This is a genomic window from Emticicia sp. GW821-FHT11C11, assembly GCF_058808615.1.
Window position 1 is genome coordinate 693,990 of sequence record NZ_JBXARV010000002.1, and the last position, 17,358, is coordinate 711,347.

The following is a 17,358-nucleotide window of genomic DNA, read 5'->3' on the forward strand; positions in this document are numbered from 1 at the left end:
GGCTATTTTAAAGGGAGTATTCTGACTCTGACTTTATTAATGTCAAAAGTTATGAGACTCCCTTCTTCAATATAATTTTTGTATTGATTCAGACATTTGATAACCATTTCACCTATTGTATCAGGGAGTAAATCCTGACTCCTCAATTGAAAAACACTGGGAGATTTTGTTTGCGTAGCTGCTAAAATTGCTCCGAAATCTAGGTCATTCGTAAAGACAGTGTAGTTATTGCTAGAAGCAAATTGGAATATAACTTTATCTGCATCGTTAGGTTTCCCAACCATAATCCAATGAGTTGCCTCAATATCATTCTTCAAGAAGAATTCAACCCAACGGGGAGATAGATTCATGTCAATTAATATTTTCATGAAAATACTACCGGGATATCCACCTCTTCTGCGCGCCAAGCTGCATAAGAAAGTGCCTGACGTAAATCTTCCATTTCTAAGTAAGGATATGCCTCTATGATTTCATTATTTGAACGTCCGGAGGCTATTAAACCTATAATTGTTCCTACTGTAACCCGCATACCGCGAATACAGGGCTTGCCTCCCATAACATTGGGGTCAAAAGTGATTCGATTCAGATTCATACACAATTGTTTCGTTTCTTTTACAAATATAACGATTTTCGCATTTAAAAATTAATAAAAATGGGAATGTGTTCACACGCATTCCCATCTCAAATATTATATTACAATTCCTTTAACTCACCGGCCCACCGTTCCAGACTGCCTTATGCGGTTGTAAGAGTGCCAAACTTCCGTCGCGGTCTTCAGCCATCAGAATCATTCCGTTCGATTCTATTCCCATCATTTTACGAGGGGCCAGGTTAGCAAGAAACGTTACCTGTTTACCTATCATTTCTTCCGGCGTGAAATGCTTGGCAATACCACTCAGAATGGTCCGTTTCTCAAAGCCATCATCAACCAGAAACTTCAATAGTTTATCACTCTTGGCTACTTTCTCTGCTTCCAGAATAGTACCTACGCGAATATCCAGTTTCGAGAAATCATCATACTGAATAGTCGGTTTCAGTTCCGGTATTTTTTTATTCTCTAACTCGTTCATTTTCTTCGTATCTAACAATTTCTGCACTTGTTTCTCTACTACACTGTCTTCAATCTTGGTAAACAATAACTCAGTAGGATTCAGTTGATGACCTGCTGATAATATATCTGCATTACCTGCAGAATCCCATTTCCGGGCGTCAATATTCAGCATACTAAATATTTTATTAGCCGTGAAAGGTAAAAAAGGCTCACTTACAATGGCAAGCCTTGCAGTAATCTGCAAGGCTATGTTCATAATGGTACCTACTCTTTCAGGATCTTTTTCTTTCCAAGGTTCGGTTTCAGCCAGATACTTGTTACCAACCCGTGCCAAATCCATTACCAGACTCAAAGCCTCACGGAATTTGTATCCGGCAATTGCCGCACCTATAGCATTGGGCAGGTTGTTTAAATCTTCCAGCGCTTTGGTATCTATCTCTTTCAACTCTCCTCTGGCAGGTACAATTCCATTAAAGTTTTTGTGCGTAAGCACCAAGGCGCGGTTCACAAAATTACCGAAAATCCCTACCAGTTCACTGTTATTCCGGGTCTGGTAGTCTTTCCAGGTAAACTCACTGTCTTTGGTCTCAGGAGCATTTGCCGATAACACATAACGCAATACATCCTGTTTATCGGGGAATTCCTCCAGATATTCATGTAACCACACCGCCCAGTTTCTTGAAGTAGAGATTTTGTCACCCTCCAGATTCATGAACTCATTGGCGGGTACGTTATCCGGCAAAATATAACTTCCCTCGGCCATCAGCATAGCCGGGAAAATGATACAATGGAAAACGATATTATCTTTACCTATGAAGTGTACCAGTTTGGTGTCTTTGTTTTTCCAATAGTCTTTCCAGTCTTTACCGTTGTGGTCAGCCCATTCTTTGGTAAAGGTGATATATCCGATAGGTGCATCAAACCATACATACAATACCTTACCATCGGTATCAGGTAAAGGCACTTTAATACCCCAGTCCAGATCACGGGTCATGGCGCGGGGTTTCAGACCCTCTTTCAACCACGACTGGCACTGCCCAAAAACATTGGTTTTCCACTCGGTGTGGCTGTTTACATATTTTTCAATATCTGGCTGCATGCGGTCGAGCGGTAGATACCAGTTTTTGGTCGACCTCATGACAGGTTTTGAGCCTGAAAGCGTTGAATGCGGATTCTTTAATTCGGTTGGTGAAAGCGTAGAACCGCAACGTTCACATTGGTCGCCATAGGCATTGGGGTTGGCACAAACCGGGCATTCGCCTACAATGTATCTGTCAGCCAGAAACTGCTGCGCTACTTCATCATAATATTGCTCGCTTACATCTTCATCGAAATAGCCTTTATCATATAAGGTAGTGAAAATCTCCTGCGACAGCTCATGGTGTGTTTTGTTCGAAGTACGAGAATAGGTATCGAACGAAATCCCGAAATCTGAAAAAGACTTTTTGATTTGCCCGTAGTAGAAATCTACCACCTGTTGCGGCGTTTTACCTTCTTTTTTGGCTTTAACGGTAATAGGCACGCCGTGCTCATCGGTACCACTGATAAAGGCTACGTCGGCCCCGGTAGAACGAAGATAACGCACATAAATATCAGCAGGGATATAACAACCCGCCAGATGCCCGATATGAATGGGGCCGTTGGCATAAATCAGCGCTGCTGTGACAGTGTATTTTTGCATAGGTAAAGGTATTGCGCGAATAAGTACTCAAACAAAACTAAAATCGCTCATGATAAAAATAAGTTCGCAAAGTTAGGTGATTAAATGATTTTTAAGACGGACTACCCTAAAAAAATGGTGGTCTAAGCCAATTGCCTATGATATACTAAGCAGAATTAACCCCATATATCGAATACAAACAGACCCACCACTATAATTAGTAACTGATTATAAAGATTTTAGGCACAAAATAATACTGGTTTTCTTCATGAAATCAGCTTTCCCGGACTATTCATTCTACTAAAAAAACAATTTTAATACACATTACATTCACTAGAAAAATTGCATTTTTAGTACATACCTGACTGTCATCATATTTTATTTATACTCCAGAATATAGCTTTGCACAACAGTTGGACAATTAAAAGAACTTAATAGAAGTTTCAAATAATTGGCCTGCTGATACCGTTTTTTTGCATTTTTTTGTGTTGAGATTTTAAATAGTAAATCAAATAAACTAATAATAATACAATGTCACTTGTAGGTAAAAAATATCCACGCATATCGGCAGCTGCCGTAATTAATGGTGAAGAAATCGTAGAAGATTTCAGCTTAGACCAATATCTGGGCAAAAATTATGTAATCTTATTCTTTTATCCGAAAGATTTCACTTTCGTATGCCCTACTGAGCTACATGCGTTTCAGGAGAAACTTTCTGAGTTCGAGAAAAGAGGCGCTGTAATAGTGGGCTGCTCAACTGATACCGAAGAAACCCACCTTGCCTGGTTAAACACTCCGAAAGACCAAGCTGGTATACAGGGCATTACTTATCCTATCATTGCCGATACATCTAAAGTTGTTGCATTAAACAGCGGAGTTTTAGGTGGTGAGTATGTATTCAACAACGAAACCAGAACATGGTCATTTGTGGGTAATCCGGTAGCTTTCCGCGGTACATTCCTGATTGATAAAGAGGGTATTGTTCGTCATGAATCTATCAATGATATTCCACTTGGCCGCAATATCGACGAGTATCTTCGTCTGTTGGATGCGCAATTGCACGTTGAAAAATACGGCGAGGTTTGTCCTGCAAACTGGGAAGAAGGAGACACCGCTATGGTAGCAACCAATGCAGGTGTAGTAGGTTATTTCTCTCAAAACTAAGAAACACTCACAACTATGTTAATTGAATTAGCAGAAGATAATCTGGCCGATATCATTGCACAGAATGACAAAGTAATGGTGCAGTTTTCGGCATCGTGGTGTGGCAACTGCCGGTTGATGAAGCCGAAATTCAAGCGTCTGTCTACCGAAAATGAAAGCACCGCTTTTGTAATTGTAGATGCCGAGAAGTTTCCACAGTCGCGCAAATTGGCCAGTGTTAACAACTTACCCACATTTGCCGGTTTTAAAGGTGGCAGTCTGGTGAACCAGGCTCAAACTAATAAAGAAGAACAATTAAAATCTTTGATAGATGAAATTACCCTTAATTAGACAAGCGCAGCGTACCTCGTCTGTAGCAGAGATTGAGGCCGCCATAACAGTGTTGGAAAATATTTCTGAAGCTCCGTCTTTGAAAGAGGAAGAAGTGAATGTAATCGGAGAATTGATTTCAAACCTGTGCGGCGCATTGGAAGTACATCAGCTGATAGCTGATGGCATGCCTGAAAAAGATGCAGCCAATGCTTTTATGAAAAAAGTAATAGGCTCTATCGATAAAGCGGTTGCTTAAATTTCAGATGCTTCATCAAAAAAAATGCCCTCGAATCGAAAGATTGAGGGCATTTTTATGCTTATTCTCTAAAGTTCGGTGAATAAATTCACCGTCTATTGTAACAAAGGAATAAATGCCATAACAGTATCCCGATTAAAATCGGGATGTATAATCAATTTTTCGCCAGCGCTTCTTCTTTCAAGGCCCGGCGTAAAATTTTACCTACATTGGTTTTAGGCAATTCTGTACGGAACTCAATGTGTTTCGGGCACTTATAGCCGGTCAGATTTTGCTTACAATACGCTTTTACCTGTTCGGCAGTCAGTTCAGGGTCTTTTTTCACAATGAATACCTTCACGGCCTCTGTCGATTTTTCATCAGGTACCCCGATACAGGCCACTTCCAATACGCCGGGGCAGGTGGCTACTACATCTTCAATTTCGTTTGGATACACGTTAAAGCCCGATACCAGAATCATATCTTTCTTACGGTCAACTATCTTAAAGTAACCATCGTTATCCATCACACCAACATCGCCGGTTTTAAACCAGTCTCTACCATCTTCATCTTTTAGCATCACTTTTTCGGTTTCATCAGGTCGGTTATAATATCCGGCCATTACCTGTGGGCCATTGGCGCAAATCTCTCCTACTTCTCCGGCGGCACCCCAGGTACCGTCGTCTTTCAATATTCTGATTTCAGTACTTGGCCATGGTATACCAATGGTGCCTATTCTGTTTTCACCCACCAATGGGTTCGAGGTCAATACCGGAGAGGTTTCAGACAAACCGTATCCTTCCGCTGGCAGATTACCTGTCAGATCTTTCCAGCGATTCGCTACGATACCCTGCAGTGCCATACCGCCAGCAGAGGTAATAACCAGATTACTGAAATCAACTTCGTTAATCTGCGGATGATTCAATAAACCGTTATAAAGGGTATTCAGACCTGTGAATACATGCGGAGGATTTTTCTTCAAATCTTTAATGAAAGCATTCAAATCGCGCGGGTTTGTAATCAACAGGTTCATGGTACCTGTTTTCAACGAGGTAAGGGCATTGACCGTTAAGGCGTAGATATGATACAAAGGCAAGGCTGCTACCACCACAATTTTATCCGCCTTTATCTTGTTGGTCATTACGCTTTGCCATATATAGTTGGCCTCCAGGTTGGCTATTATGTTACGATGTGTCAGCATGGCACCTTTCGAAACCCCGGTAGTACCACCTGTATATTGAATAAAGGCCAAATCGCTATTGGTAAGTTTAGGTTTTGTCCAGTTCAGACTACCTCCTTTGCCAACGGCACTCATAAACGGAACTGCCTGCGGCAAATGATACTCCGGCACCATTTTTTTCACGGTTTTTACCACAAAGTTTACCAATTGCTTTTTCGGGAAACCGAGCATATCGCCCAATTGTGTTACAAATACATGCTTGATGGAGGTTTTATCAATCACTTTTTCCAGATTCGAAGCAAAATTGGCTACAATCACAATCGCCTTTGCACTCGAATCTTTGAACTGATGCTCCATTTCACGAGGCGTATATAGAGGATTGGTATTAACGATAATCAAACCGGCTCTCAACGCACCGAACATGGCTACCGGATACTGCAGGCAATTAGGCATCTGAATCACCAGCCGGTCACCTTTCTGAAGGCCGACACTCTGAAGATACGCCGCAAAATTACGCGTGTGTTTATCAAGCTCTCCGAAAGTGAGTTCTTTGCCCATACATGAATACGCCGATTTATCGGCATATTTTTGAAAGCCTTCATCTATCAGTTCTAACAGAGACGGATAGGCTTCCGGGTTGATTTCATAGGGTATCCCCTCCGGATAAAATTTTAACCAGGGATACGGTTGTGTTTTAATAGGCATAACAGTTTCTAAAAATTATATACTAGTGAACAGGTGTTGTATTTTTTAATGTAAAAATAAGACGATTTATCGAAAAGAAGCCAGAAAAAATGAAAAATATTCGGCACGCATAATATTTCCTACTCCTTTAAACGCAGCGATTCTGGCTTGAAAAATTCAGCGGCGCTTCAAAATAAACTCATCTGCAAAAACAATCTAACTAATTAATAATAAATATATTAAGCTTAGGTTTTTGTTAGAAAATATTCTACCTTTGCAGTCCTTTTCGCAAGGATTTTTATTTTAACCAAATTTCAGCTCAAAGGCCCGGTGAGTTGATGTACAAATGGGTGATTTATCAATCAATTATGGTACAAGTTGCAGAATTTGACTGGGACAAAGTCTCAAAAAGAGGTATCGGTAGCGGTTACACTGCTGCTGAAAAAGCAGAACTTGAAAAACTTTACAGCGACACGCTAACTGAAGTTGACGAGAAAGACGTAGTAATGGCTACAGTGGTAGGTATTTCAGACCGCGAGGTATTATTGAACATCGGTTTTAAATCTGATGGTCTTGTTTCAATTTCAGAGTTCCGCGATCTACCTAACCTGAAAGTAGGTGATCAGGTAGAGGTTTTCATCGAAAAACAAGAAGATGCCATGGGTCAGTTGGTTATCTCTCGCAAAAAAGCAAGAGTACTAACCGCTTGGAACAACATCGAAAAATCATTTACAGAAGACGCTATCATCGATGCATTTGTTAAACGTCGTACGAAAGGTGGTCTTATTGTAGACATCTACGGAATCGAGGCGTTCTTGCCAGGTTCACAAATCGACGTTAAGCCAATCCGCGATTTTGATATTTTCGTAGGTAAGAAAATGGAGGTTAAAGTTGTGAAAATCAACCATACTAACGATAACGTGGTTGTATCTCACAAAATCCTTATCGAAAAAGACCTTGAAACGCAACGTCAGGTTATTCTTAATAACTTGGAGAAAGGTCAGGTATTGGAAGGTGTGGTTAAAAACATTACTAACTTCGGTGTGTTCATCGACTTGGGTGGTGTTGACGGTCTACTTCACATTACTGATATTTCGTGGGGACGTATCAACCATCCGAACGAATTACTTAAACTGGATCAACGCATTAAAGTGGTTGTTCTGGACTTCGACGAAGACAAAAAACGTATTTCGTTGGGTATGAAACAACTAGAGTCTCATCCTTGGGATTCACTGGCTGAAGGTCTTTCAGTAGGTTCTAAAGTAAAAGGTAAGATTGTAAACATTGCCGACTACGGTGCATTCCTTGAATTGAAACCGGGCGTTGAAGGTCTTATCCACGTTTCTGAAATGTCATGGTCTCAACACCTTCGTAACCCATCTGATTTCTTGAAAATTGGTGACGAAATCGAAGCAGTTGTATTGACTCTTGATCGTGAAGAGCGTAAAATGTCTTTGGGTATCAAACAATTGACTGAAGATCCTTGGACAAAACAAGACTTATTAAGCAAATACGGTGTTAGTACTAAACATACCGGTACTGTACGTAACATGACTAACTTCGGTATTTTCCTTGAATTGGAAGAAGGTATCGATGGTCTTGTACACGTTTCTGATTTGTCTTGGACCAAGAAAATCAAACATCCTTCTGACTTCGTGAAAGTAGGTGATACGCTTGAAGTAGTGGTACTGGAACTTGACGTTGAAAACCGTCGTTTAGCTCTTAGCCACAAACACCTGGAAGAAAATCCTTGGGATACTTTCGAGCACATCTTCACAGTAGGTTCTGAACATGAGTGTACAATCATCTCTAAAAATGACAAACAAGCAACGCTTGAACTACCTTACGGTATTGAAGGATACGCCTTGTTGAAACATTTGGCTAAAGCTGACGGAACGACAGCTGAAACCGGTGAGAAATTGCCATTCCAGGTATTGGAATTCCACAAAGAAGAGAAAAAAATCATGCTTTCTCACTCAAAAACCTGGGAAGCTCCTAAGGAAGAAGAGAAGAAAGAAGTGAAGAAAAAAGGTGGAAAAGAATCTACCGCTTCTACAAGCGAAGAGAAATCAACACTTGGAGACCTTGATGCCCTTGCTGCTTTGAAAGAGCAAATGGTAGAAGGAGAGAAAAAGAAACTTTCTAAAAAGAAAGATTCTGAATCTGTAGCTGAGTAAGATAAAATCATAGTTAGCAAAAAAGGCTTCTCGGTGAGAAGCCTTTTTTGTTTGGTATATGGTCATTTGCAACGCGGAATCCTTCCTTAAAATTATCCGATAAATCAGCGAATGAATTCGCCGTCTATTGAAACAATGGGATTATTTTATAAATAAGTCGGCTTTATAATGAAAAACAGACCTTTGTTTGAAAAGCCACCGACCGCGGTGGCGAACCACTTCATTCGGTGAAGGCAGAAAGTTAAGATGGCTATTACCTCACCCCAACAAAACGCTCAAAAAACTCGTAGATACGCAGGATTCTGTCGATTCTCTGGCGTACATTTCCTGTACGGGAAAGCTCATGTGTTGCACCAGGCATACGCACATACTCAACATCTTTACCCAGATACTTCAAACTTTTAAACATCATTTCCGACTGCACAACACCTGTGCGTAAATCGTTTTCACCATGCTTGATCAGAAACGGCGTTTTAATCTGATGCACAAAGGTATACGGTGAATTCGCATCTATTTTAGTTACTTTCTCATCTTCCCACGGCAAACCAAAGTAATTGGGTACCAGTCTCCAGGCATTGGCTTCACCCATAAAGGTGGTCAGGTCATATACGCCCCGCTGAGCAAAAGCCGCCTTAAAGCGGTGGTCTTGCGCAATAATCCATGCCGTTAAATAACCGGCGTAAGATCCGCCCGTAATCACCTGTCTGGCTGTATCCACCCAAGCCTCCTTAGCAGCATCAGCACAGGCGCTTAGCGCATCTTCCTGCGGGCCTTTGCCCCAATCGCGGTAGTTAGAGAACTGGAAAGTCTTACCATAGCCACCAGAGCCACGCTGATTCGGATACACTACCCCATAGCCCTGAGAACAGAAATACTGAAACTCATGCCACATAGAAAACTCTCCCGGGCCCCACATAGCCGTTGGGCCACCATGCAATTGCAATACCAAAGGATATTTCTTACCGGCTTCTATAAAAGTAGGCTTCATAATCCAGTAATCTACTTTCTCACCTTTCGAGTTGGTATACACTCTTTTTTCAGGGAAACTCAGCTTTCTGTCTTTCAACCAGCTGTCATTATGAGCACTTAGTTTCACTCCATTTTTCATGGTCAGGTCGGCCATGTATAATTCAGACGGGTTAGTGACTTCAGTTTTGGCAAATATCACTTTATCGGCCGCCAAATCAAATGGGGTGGCACCCGACTCATAATCGCTTAAACGTTCAATTTTACGTGTTTTGGCATCCATTCTGAAAACCGGAATGCCCCCGTTTGATGAAGCAGAAAGATACAGGTATTTATTATCGGCAGTCCATTTCAGATTACCCGGCACCCGGTCGAAGTCAACCACCTGGCGGTTTGAGCCATCCGCATTGGCAATCACCAACTGCCCGAATGAAAGCAGGTTGGGCGTATTCATGGTCATGGCCAATAATTTACCGTCAGGTGATGGCTCAATACCTGAGAAGCTCTTACCATTTTCAGAAACCAATACTTTTCTATCGCTACCGTCAGGATTGATACTTATCACAATGCTTTCCTGCTCACGGTCAGGATGCTGGTCGGCATCTTTACCGCAAACAACCAGTACTCTTTTACCATCAGGGGTCCAGGTTGCCTGTCCGTGCGACAAGAAGCCTTTGGTAAGCGGTGTAGCTTTGGCATTTTCTTTTACGTCAATCACAAAAATGTGTGAGAAATTCATTTCCGGCTCTACGGTAGCCTCACCCTGGAAATTCAGACGATTCACCACCTTTGCTTTCTTATCTTCTACGTCTTTATCCAGATACGCCCGTATTTCTTCAATGCTTCCGTCCGGATTAGCTTTTAGTTTTTTATCTTTTGTCAAAAACTCGTTCTTAGGAAAACCCGGTTTCTCTAAAGACCACAAAGGGCCTGCCTTTGATGGATTTAGCGTAGAGTCTTTCAACAATTCAGAAAAAGATAGCCCTCCGCTAAAAAGGATTTTTGAACCATCCGGTGAAAAAGACGGATTGCCGGCACCATATTTAGAATTGGTCAGCTGCCAGGCTTCACCGCCATCTAATGGCATAATGAAAATCTGTGCTTTGCCTTTGGTAGCCCGTACAAATGCTATGGTTTTGCCATCAGGCGAAAAAGTTGTCTGCGAGGCGCTCTCTGCACCTCTGGTGAGGGCTTTAGGAGCGCTTCCCGCCTGTAAATCAATCAAATACAAATGTGTGCGGTAATCGTACTCTAAGTTATTGTCGGCGTTGGTCTCGATAGTGCGTATACCATAGACAGCTTTTTTTCCGTCAGGTGAGGCCGTGACAGATATCACTTGCTTGATTCGAGTCAGGTCGGTTACCAGGATTTTCTGTGAATTAGTTTGGGCGAAGACCAGGTTTGAAAGGAAGAATAGAGTCAGGATTATTCTCATCATGCGTTGATTTTGGTTTTAGTTTTTTAGTAAAATACAAAAAACATAAAAAAAATCAGAATATCGAATAATACTGATAAAGAAACTATCAATTATTGCGTCTTCTTATTTCTTCCACCAGTTCTGTCGTATAGAGGTGTGCTCCAAATGTGTTTAAGTGAAATTCGTCTTTCAGGTATTTATTGTGAGATATATTTTCAAGAAACTCTGTTGAATAAATCCATTTATGGGCTTCCGGAATAGCATGAAATATAGGTAACAGCTCAGCTCCTTTTGCATTGAGCGGCATAATAAACACAACTTTTGTATTTTTCTTTTTCCCCAATTCTATAACATTATTTAATATATCAAGAAGACCTCTCTGCTGAGAAGTCAATATCGTTTCTGCACGGACCATATCGGATTTGTTCAAAAACAGATTCTTTGTACCTGTATACATCGCCTTATCTTTTTTGAAACCAATTTCATTCAAAAATTTACTGGCGGGATAAAAATGTGCTTTCATAGGTGTCGAAATATTGACAAGAGAGAAAAATATCTGCTCTAATTCATCTAACTCAATACCAAGCATGTATCTTTTTTTCAATATCTGATGTAAATCATCATACGTACTGAAATAATAGAAACTGTGAGATGGAGGTACCCGAAAATCTGAAAGCTCAACATAAACAACACTACCCGAGGGTATGTTCGGAATTATTTTCTCGGCAAATTGGCAGCCATATAAAACACCTAAGCCAGATACCCCAAAATTGTAAAAATTATAAGCCGGTAATTGCTGCTTCAGTAAAGTTGGGTCAATGCTTGCCTTTACTCTGCTCGAGCCAATAAAAATAGCCTTGGGTAGGGTATTGTCTACTTCAATATACTCTAACAGATGTTCTTTTGCCTTGCTTTTATGAGAAAGAATTGAAATACACACAAAGACAATCACTAATAACAAACTAAAGATTAAACAATAGCCTAGTAGCTTTTTAAGTGATTTTTTTAATGAGTATCGCATGTTTAGAATTGTATGTAATAAGCGCCTGCATTTGCACTCACGCCAAAAATAATAATACAAACAGTAAGGAGGGTGTATATCCCCCACCTTGCTCTGGTAGAGAGAGTACCAAAATACTCTTCAATCGGCATCTCTCCTGCTTTTTTATAGAAGTAGTCCATTAATATAAAAAAAGGAGCAACAGTAATAAACTGCTTAAGTAATATGAGATAACTAGTCCTGGACATCGTATTTTCAGAGAATATAGCTTTTACAGATGCCTCTAAGTTGTTACTTCTGAACACAATTGCTATACATGATGCAATAGAAATATGATAAATTACACCTAAAATCCGGCGCACGCCAGCCGGACCAAACTGGAAGTATTTCCTTAGTTTGTTCTCCGTTATCATCCATATACCATTTATAAAACCCCACAACATAAACCTCAGAGATACATCATGCCAAAGCCCAATCAGCACAAATGTAAACAACATGGCCAGGTCGATCTGCCATCTTTTTCTCGCCTTACCGGCTATCTGATAAAAAACATAATCTCTAAACCAATGATTAAGCGTCATATGCCAGCCATCCCAGAAATGCTTTCTGGAAGAAGATAAATAAACGCGATTACGAAAATTCTGTGAAAGCTTTATGCCAAAAATCTGAGAGGTGCCACGAATAATATCTATATACGAACTGAAGTCGCAATAGATATAAAGGAAGAAAAAGAAGCCACCTATTATGACAGAAAAACTCTTATAGGCATCCGGATAATCAATAACGATCTCTACAATTTTTTTCAGGAATTGAGCCATCACCAGGCTTTTAAAGCTCCCCCACAAAATAAGTCTGAAACCTAATGAGAAATTTTCATTAGACAGCTCAATCCCGTTCTTAAACTGTTCAACGGTTCGCTTATAACGATTCAAGGGACCTGCCGAGATATAAGGAAAATAAAGCAGATATAACAACAGGAGCCCATAGTTTTCCTCTGCCTTCAGGTAGCCCTTCTTTATATCAAAAAGATAGCTAAGCCCATTAAAGGTAATATAAGAAACACCTATAAGTGCAAATGTGGAAGATAGCCCGAACTCAGGAAAAATGCCAAGTTTATCAGTCAATAAAAGCGATAAACTCAAAAAAATGGTCACATAATAAATTGCTTTAGATTTTGCTCTTTCAGTCAGTTTCCCTCCGAAATATATAAGCAGAGAAAAAAGAAAAATAAGCACTATTGCCCATTTGGCTATCAAAATATAGAATAGTATACTTCCTGAAAGTAAAACCTTCCATTTTTCCTCAAGCTTATTAAACACTAATAATCCAATTACAATAAGTAGAATAAATAGCAAAATCAACAGAATGCTTATCGTCATTTGCTTATTTTTTTACACTCCATATATTTTTCACTCCTCTCAGAAGTATTGCTTTCTGCCACTCTACCTTTCTGTTTTCATCAAACCGATAGTTTTGTAAAATCTCAGCCAACGGTTTCAATAAAGCACGCAATTCCATTCTGGCCAGTTTCGCTCCTAAGCAAACGTGAGAGCCACTTCCAAAGGCGATATGAGGGTTATTATTTCTATCTGGTATGATTGTATCAGGGCTTTCAAAAACAGACGGATCGCGGTTAGCAGAAGCCAGGCACCCGTAAATTTTAGAATTTTCCGGAATCAGATGGCCGCCTATTTCAACAGGGTGAGTGTTTATTCGCATAGTATACTGTACGGGTGATGCGAATCGGAACAATTCTTCAACCAGAATATTAATTTGCTTTGCATCTGCTTTAAGAATATAGTCAAGAAGTTCAGGATTCTTAAAAAATTCATTGATACTGTTCGTAATGGCATCAACGGTTGTTTCTATAGAAGTAAAGAACAACATAGTAGTTAAAGAAACCAGCTCATCTTTAGTAAAAGGGCTACCCATTTCTTCATTAATTCTTATAAAGTTGCTTACAAGTGCATTCTCACCAAGATTGTTCTTTTCAAAATCTTTACTGATGGTATCAAACAACCATCCGGTATCGGCGTTGTATTGCTGATACTGCTTAATGGATATGTACATATCTAATGACATCGCTACCGAATCGGACACCTTATTCAGGTTTGCTAAAGACGACCATTCATTGGTAACAGGCTGATAAAGCGACCGGAAAATAAGCGCGGGCAACATCCATGCTACATAAGCCATATCGAGTGTATCATCAAGGAAAAAATTCGTAAACCATTCTTCCAGACACTCTTTTACTTTGTTATCTAAATCATAGCATTTCAGCACCTTATCTGCCAATTCCCGAGATTCCCTATGTTCGTCTCCATTCAAATACAATAGCCATTGTTTTGTACTCCGGGCTAAAAAAGGGCATTGATTAGTGTTTTTTAGAACTACATCTTCTTTTTTCTCAAAGAAACCCGGCAGGTCCATTGTAAGTGTAGTAGGCTCCTTCAACATCTGTTTTACATGTTCATATCGGAACAAAATCCACTCTCCATTCCCGTCGTGCTGAACAGGGTTATGCTCAAGGCATTGACCGAGGTTTATATACGGATTTTTGTTGTATTCAGCTGATATAGGACTCCACTTTACTGGTTTGGGCGAGTTAGTATCCATTCTATTACTTCATTAATAGTTTCAAATTCACTAAAAACTGTAGGTTCAACATAGAAACCAACAAAATCCTCTAAATCCTGAGAAAGCGATACCAAAGAAATGGAATCAAGGTGATATTCTTTAATGGGAGCAGCGAGTGACACTTCGCTTGGTTTTTTACCTAATTCGTCGGCCAGTTTGTTTTCAAACCAGTCTTTCAATTCTTCTTTTGACATAATAAAGGGCAATTTAAATGTAGTTTAGGTTATAGTAATCAGAATTATATTCAAACTTACAACAAGATAATACCGAGGTATCCCGGATTAGTTTTTTAGCACAACAAAACAAATATATACTTCAAATCCCGAACAATAAAATATATCGGAATATTTTTAGCTCAATTTTCTGGTAATCTTAACCTTAAAATGCTTTATCCACTTTAACTATACATGTCCTATTTTCTAGGTATCCTGTAAATAAAAACATTTTTGTATTTATCTCAGCATCTATTTTTTCACTAGCCAAAGGCTCTTTGCCCCTCTCTTGAAAATAGCTTTCTTCCACACTATTTCCTTGCTATCATCTAACCTGTAATTTCTCAGGATTCCTACTAAAGGCTTCAACAAAGTGCGCAATTCCACTCTGGCCAGTTTTGCTCCCGGGCATGCGTGTACGCCACTACTAAACGTCAGATGCGGATTATGGCTTCTATTTGTCAATATTTGATTGGGCTTCTCAAAAACCGCCGGATCGCGGTTAGCTGAGGCCAGGCAAAGGGAAATTCTTGAATATGCCGGAATCAGGTGGCCCTCTATTTCAATAGGCTGGGTGTTAATTCTGACTGTACATTGTTGAGGTGAAGCAAATCGAAATAGCTCCTCAACCAAAATATTCATCTGCTTAGCATCTGCATTCTGTATATAGTCAAGAAGAGACGGGTTTCTCAAAAATTCAATAACGCAGATAGTAATCGTATCGATGGTTGTTTCCATAGAAGCAAGGAAGAAACCCATGATTATTGAAACAAGCTCATCGTTTGTAAACGGATTACCAATTTCTTCATTAATCTTTATGAAATTTCTGACAAGACTGTTACTTTTCATGCTTGTCTCTTCAAAATCCTTACTTATAGTAGTAAACAACCATCCAGCATCGGCGTTGTAGTCCTGGTATTGTTTAATAGATACAAATAAATCCTGCGACCTGCCCAATGAGCCGCATATTTTTCTCATCTGTTCAAAAGAAAACCATTCATCACTATTTGGCTGATAAACCGACATAAATATCAGAGATGGTAACACTGATGCCACAAAAGCCATATCCAGTTGGTCTTCCTCGAAAAAACCGGCAAGCCATTTTTCTCCACAATTGTTCACGACACTTTCCAGGTCATAGCATTTCAGTGCTTTTTCTACCAGTTCTCGTCCTTTCTTGTGTTCTTCTCCGTCCTGATACATTAACCATCTTTTTGTGCTCTTTGCTAAAAAGGGGCACTGATTAGTATTTTTTAAAAGCACACTTTCCTTTTTTTCAAAGAAACCGCCCAGGTCGGATGTAATAATCGTCGGATCTCTCAACAATTGCTTCACATGCTCATGTTTGAACACGACCCATTCTCCATGCAAACTTTGCTGAACAGGAGCATGCTGCAGGCATTCCTCAAGATTTATATACGGATTTTCATTATATTCACTCGTTGTAGGATTCCATCTTACTAGTTTGGGCGAGTTAGTATCCATTCTATTACTTCATTAATAGTTTCGAATTCACTGAAAACAGTAGGCTCAACATAAAAACCAACAAAATCTTCTAAATCCTGAGAAAGTGATACTAATGAAATGGAGTCGAGGTGATATTCTTTAATAGAAACAGCGAGCGATACTTCGCTTGGTTTTTTACCTAATTCATCGGCCAGTTTGCTTTCAAACCAGTCACTCAATTCTTCTTTCGACATAATAATAGGTCAGTTTAAGGTCGTTTATTGAATACCCGGGACAATATCTAAGTCTGCTCAACATGTTACGGTGCATGTTTTTTCTCTCTCACACAATCATTTACGTATATTAAGATTAAAAACAAAAATATATGACGAACCCATAATAAAAAATTTATTCGCATATTTTTATTCTCACTTTTCAGAAACAGAAAAGCTAAACCGCTTTGGATGCTTGCAATATAAGTATTGCCTTGTCGCAAATTCGCAGGGTACAAGTGTTTCACTTTATTTACTAAGACTGCCTTGCCAAATGCCACTTCGCTCGTTTTCGGTCAATCTGTTTCAAATCTTATCACTCAATTGTTCTTTTGATACAGGTTTAATTATAAGGCCGTAATAGCAAAAAAATACGTGTACAAGATTGATTAACACACCTGCAGTAAAAACAAAAACCGCAGGTACCTTGCGGAACCTGCGGTTTTGTATGTAAGCACTTCTGATATCTGATTAGAATCTGAAGTGTGAAAACGCTTTGTTTGCTTCTGCCATACGGTGCGTATCATCTTTTTTCTTCACTGCTGCACCTTCACCTTTTGAAGCCGCGATGATTTCACCTGCCAGACGCTCTGTCATGGTTTTTTCTCCGCGCTTGCGTGAATAGCTAATCAACCACTTCATCCCTAAAGATTGTTTACGCTCCGAACGTACCTCTGTTGGTACCTGGAATGTTGCTCCACCTACACGACGGCTTTTTACCTCTACTGCAGGTGACACGTTACTCAAAGCTTTTTTCCAAAGCTCCAAGCCGTTTTCTTTTGTACGTTTTTCTACAAGGTCAAGAGCACCGTAGAAAATGCTGTAGGCAATACTTTTCTTGCCGTCGTACATCAAGTTGTTTACAAATTTTGTTACTACTACATCTCTGAATTTAGGATCAGGTAATACGTAACGTTTTTTTGGTTTTGCCTTTCTCATTGCTTT

At 39.8% G+C, this 17,358-nt stretch carries 16 protein-coding genes; 4 read left to right on the forward strand and 12 right to left on the reverse strand.

Going from position 1 to position 17,358, the window contains the following annotated elements; genetic code table 11:
• Window positions 1–2: 2 nt before the first annotated feature.
• From AC1RRY_RS12870 to metG, 3 genes are all read right to left on the reverse strand, one after another.
• Complete coding sequence (locus AC1RRY_RS12870; protein ID WP_492820178.1) at window positions 3–368, reverse strand: DUF5615 family PIN-like protein; 366 nt, start codon at window positions 366–368, stop codon at window positions 3–5.
• The gene (locus tag AC1RRY_RS12875) at window positions 365–592 is read right to left on the reverse strand and encodes a DUF433 domain-containing protein (protein ID WP_492820176.1); all 228 of its coding nucleotides are present in this window, start codon (window positions 590–592) and stop codon (window positions 365–367) included. The genes AC1RRY_RS12870 and AC1RRY_RS12875 overlap by 4 nt, the downstream gene beginning before the upstream one ends.
• A gap of 112 nt (window positions 593–704) precedes the next feature.
• Window positions 705–2,732, reverse strand: a complete 2,028-nt coding sequence (gene metG / locus AC1RRY_RS12880) for a methionine--tRNA ligase (protein ID WP_492820174.1) — start codon at window positions 2,730–2,732, stop codon at window positions 705–707.
• 510 nt (window positions 2,733–3,242) lie between these two features.
• Here metG and AC1RRY_RS12885 point away from each other — a divergent pair.
• From AC1RRY_RS12885 to AC1RRY_RS12895, 3 genes are read left to right on the forward strand one after another with little or no spacing between them, the layout of a single operon-like run.
• Window positions 3,243–3,875 (forward strand): peroxiredoxin, encoded by a 633-nt coding sequence (locus tag AC1RRY_RS12885; protein WP_492820172.1) that lies wholly within the window; start codon window positions 3,243–3,245, stop codon window positions 3,873–3,875.
• A 15-nt stretch (window positions 3,876–3,890) separates the two neighbouring features.
• Complete coding sequence (locus AC1RRY_RS12890; protein ID WP_492820170.1) at window positions 3,891–4,205, forward strand: thioredoxin family protein; 315 nt, start codon at window positions 3,891–3,893, stop codon at window positions 4,203–4,205.
• Window positions 4,186–4,443: a DUF6952 family protein gene (locus AC1RRY_RS12895; RefSeq protein WP_492820168.1), complete on the forward strand. Its 258-nt coding sequence runs from the start codon at window positions 4,186–4,188 to the stop codon at window positions 4,441–4,443. The genes AC1RRY_RS12890 and AC1RRY_RS12895 overlap by 20 nt, the downstream gene beginning before the upstream one ends.
• Window positions 4,444–4,597: 154 nt before the next feature.
• Here AC1RRY_RS12895 and AC1RRY_RS12900 read toward each other — a convergent pair whose 3' ends face one another.
• Window positions 4,598–6,307, reverse strand: coding sequence for an AMP-binding protein (locus AC1RRY_RS12900; RefSeq protein WP_492820166.1), 1,710 nt, complete (start codon window positions 6,305–6,307; stop codon window positions 4,598–4,600).
• A 347-nt stretch (window positions 6,308–6,654) separates the two neighbouring features.
• Here AC1RRY_RS12900 and rpsA point away from each other — a divergent pair, with 347 nt between their 5' ends.
• A complete protein-coding gene (gene rpsA, locus AC1RRY_RS12905) occupies window positions 6,655–8,463 on the forward strand; it encodes a 30S ribosomal protein S1 (RefSeq protein WP_492820164.1) in 1,809 nt (602 codons plus the stop codon).
• Between the two features lie 253 nt (window positions 8,464–8,716).
• On the opposite strand, the gene AC1RRY_RS12910 is transcribed toward rpsA, so the two are convergent.
• The 8 genes from AC1RRY_RS12910 to rpsG form a co-directional block, all read right to left on the reverse strand.
• Window positions 8,717–10,864, reverse strand: coding sequence for a S9 family peptidase (locus AC1RRY_RS12910; RefSeq protein ID WP_492821307.1), 2,148 nt, complete (start codon window positions 10,862–10,864; stop codon window positions 8,717–8,719).
• Between the two features lie 88 nt (window positions 10,865–10,952).
• Window positions 10,953–11,867, reverse strand: a complete 915-nt coding sequence (locus AC1RRY_RS12915) for a hypothetical protein (RefSeq protein ID WP_492820163.1) — start codon at window positions 11,865–11,867, stop codon at window positions 10,953–10,955.
• 2 nt (window positions 11,868–11,869) lie between these two features.
• A complete protein-coding gene (locus tag AC1RRY_RS12920; RefSeq protein ID WP_492820161.1) occupies window positions 11,870–13,225 on the reverse strand; it encodes an MBOAT family O-acyltransferase in 1,356 nt (451 codons plus the stop codon).
• A gap of 4 nt (window positions 13,226–13,229) precedes the next feature.
• Window positions 13,230–14,462 carry a cytochrome P450 gene (locus tag AC1RRY_RS12925; protein ID WP_492820159.1) on the reverse strand — a complete coding sequence of 411 codons (1,233 nt, stop codon included), beginning with the start codon at window positions 14,460–14,462 and terminating at the stop codon, window positions 13,230–13,232.
• Window positions 14,435–14,677: an acyl carrier protein gene (locus tag AC1RRY_RS12930; protein WP_492820157.1), complete on the reverse strand. Its 243-nt coding sequence runs from the start codon at window positions 14,675–14,677 to the stop codon at window positions 14,435–14,437. The genes AC1RRY_RS12925 and AC1RRY_RS12930 overlap by 28 nt, the downstream gene beginning before the upstream one ends.
• A 270-nt stretch (window positions 14,678–14,947) precedes the next feature.
• Window positions 14,948–16,180 carry a cytochrome P450 gene (locus AC1RRY_RS12935; protein WP_492820155.1) on the reverse strand — a complete coding sequence of 411 codons (1,233 nt, stop codon included), beginning with the start codon at window positions 16,178–16,180 and terminating at the stop codon, window positions 14,948–14,950.
• On the reverse strand, window positions 16,156–16,395 hold the full coding sequence (locus tag AC1RRY_RS12940) for an acyl carrier protein (protein ID WP_492820153.1): 240 nt from the start codon (window positions 16,393–16,395) through the stop codon (window positions 16,156–16,158). Before AC1RRY_RS12940 ends, AC1RRY_RS12935 begins: the two co-directional genes overlap by 25 nt.
• A 489-nt stretch (window positions 16,396–16,884) precedes the next feature.
• Complete coding sequence (rpsG, locus tag AC1RRY_RS12945) at window positions 16,885–17,352, reverse strand: 30S ribosomal protein S7 (RefSeq protein WP_492820151.1); 468 nt, start codon at window positions 17,350–17,352, stop codon at window positions 16,885–16,887.
• Window positions 17,353–17,358 lie beyond the last annotated feature (6 nt).

What these genes read in the sequence shown, in the direction of transcription:
- metG (WP_492820174.1), bottom strand. Translation starts at nt 2,732, where the DNA reads ATGCAAAAATACACTGTCACAGCAGCGCTGATTTATGCCAACGGCCCC.
- AC1RRY_RS12925 (WP_492820159.1), bottom strand. Translation starts at nt 14,462, where the DNA reads ATGGATACTAACTCGCCCAAACCAGTAAAGTGGAGTCCTATATCAGCT.
- AC1RRY_RS12870 (WP_492820178.1), bottom strand. Translation starts at nt 368, where the DNA reads ATGAAAATATTAATTGACATGAATCTATCTCCCCGTTGGGTTGAATTC.
- AC1RRY_RS12890 (WP_492820170.1), top strand. Translation starts at nt 3,891, where the DNA reads ATGTTAATTGAATTAGCAGAAGATAATCTGGCCGATATCATTGCACAG.
- AC1RRY_RS12930 (WP_492820157.1), bottom strand. Translation starts at nt 14,677, where the DNA reads ATGTCAAAAGAAGAATTGAAAGACTGGTTTGAAAACAAACTGGCCGAC.
- rpsG (WP_492820151.1), bottom strand. Translation starts at nt 17,352, where the DNA reads ATGAGAAAGGCAAAACCAAAAAAACGTTACGTATTACCTGATCCTAAA.
- rpsA (WP_492820164.1), top strand. Translation starts at nt 6,655, where the DNA reads ATGGTACAAGTTGCAGAATTTGACTGGGACAAAGTCTCAAAAAGAGGT.
- AC1RRY_RS12940 (WP_492820153.1), bottom strand. Translation starts at nt 16,395, where the DNA reads ATGTCGAAAGAAGAATTGAGTGACTGGTTTGAAAGCAAACTGGCCGAT.
- AC1RRY_RS12900 (WP_492820166.1), bottom strand. Translation starts at nt 6,307, where the DNA reads ATGCCTATTAAAACACAACCGTATCCCTGGTTAAAATTTTATCCGGAG.
- AC1RRY_RS12875 (WP_492820176.1), bottom strand. Translation starts at nt 592, where the DNA reads ATGAATCTGAATCGAATCACTTTTGACCCCAATGTTATGGGAGGCAAG.
- AC1RRY_RS12910 (WP_492821307.1), bottom strand. Translation starts at nt 10,864, where the DNA reads ATGAGAATAATCCTGACTCTATTCTTCCTTTCAAACCTGGTCTTCGCC.
- AC1RRY_RS12935 (WP_492820155.1), bottom strand. Translation starts at nt 16,180, where the DNA reads ATGGATACTAACTCGCCCAAACTAGTAAGATGGAATCCTACAACGAGT.
- AC1RRY_RS12885 (WP_492820172.1), top strand. Translation starts at nt 3,243, where the DNA reads ATGTCACTTGTAGGTAAAAAATATCCACGCATATCGGCAGCTGCCGTA.
- AC1RRY_RS12920 (WP_492820161.1), bottom strand. Translation starts at nt 13,225, where the DNA reads ATGACGATAAGCATTCTGTTGATTTTGCTATTTATTCTACTTATTGTA.
- AC1RRY_RS12895 (WP_492820168.1), top strand. Translation starts at nt 4,186, where the DNA reads ATGAAATTACCCTTAATTAGACAAGCGCAGCGTACCTCGTCTGTAGCA.
- AC1RRY_RS12915 (WP_492820163.1), bottom strand. Translation starts at nt 11,867, where the DNA reads ATGCGATACTCATTAAAAAAATCACTTAAAAAGCTACTAGGCTATTGT.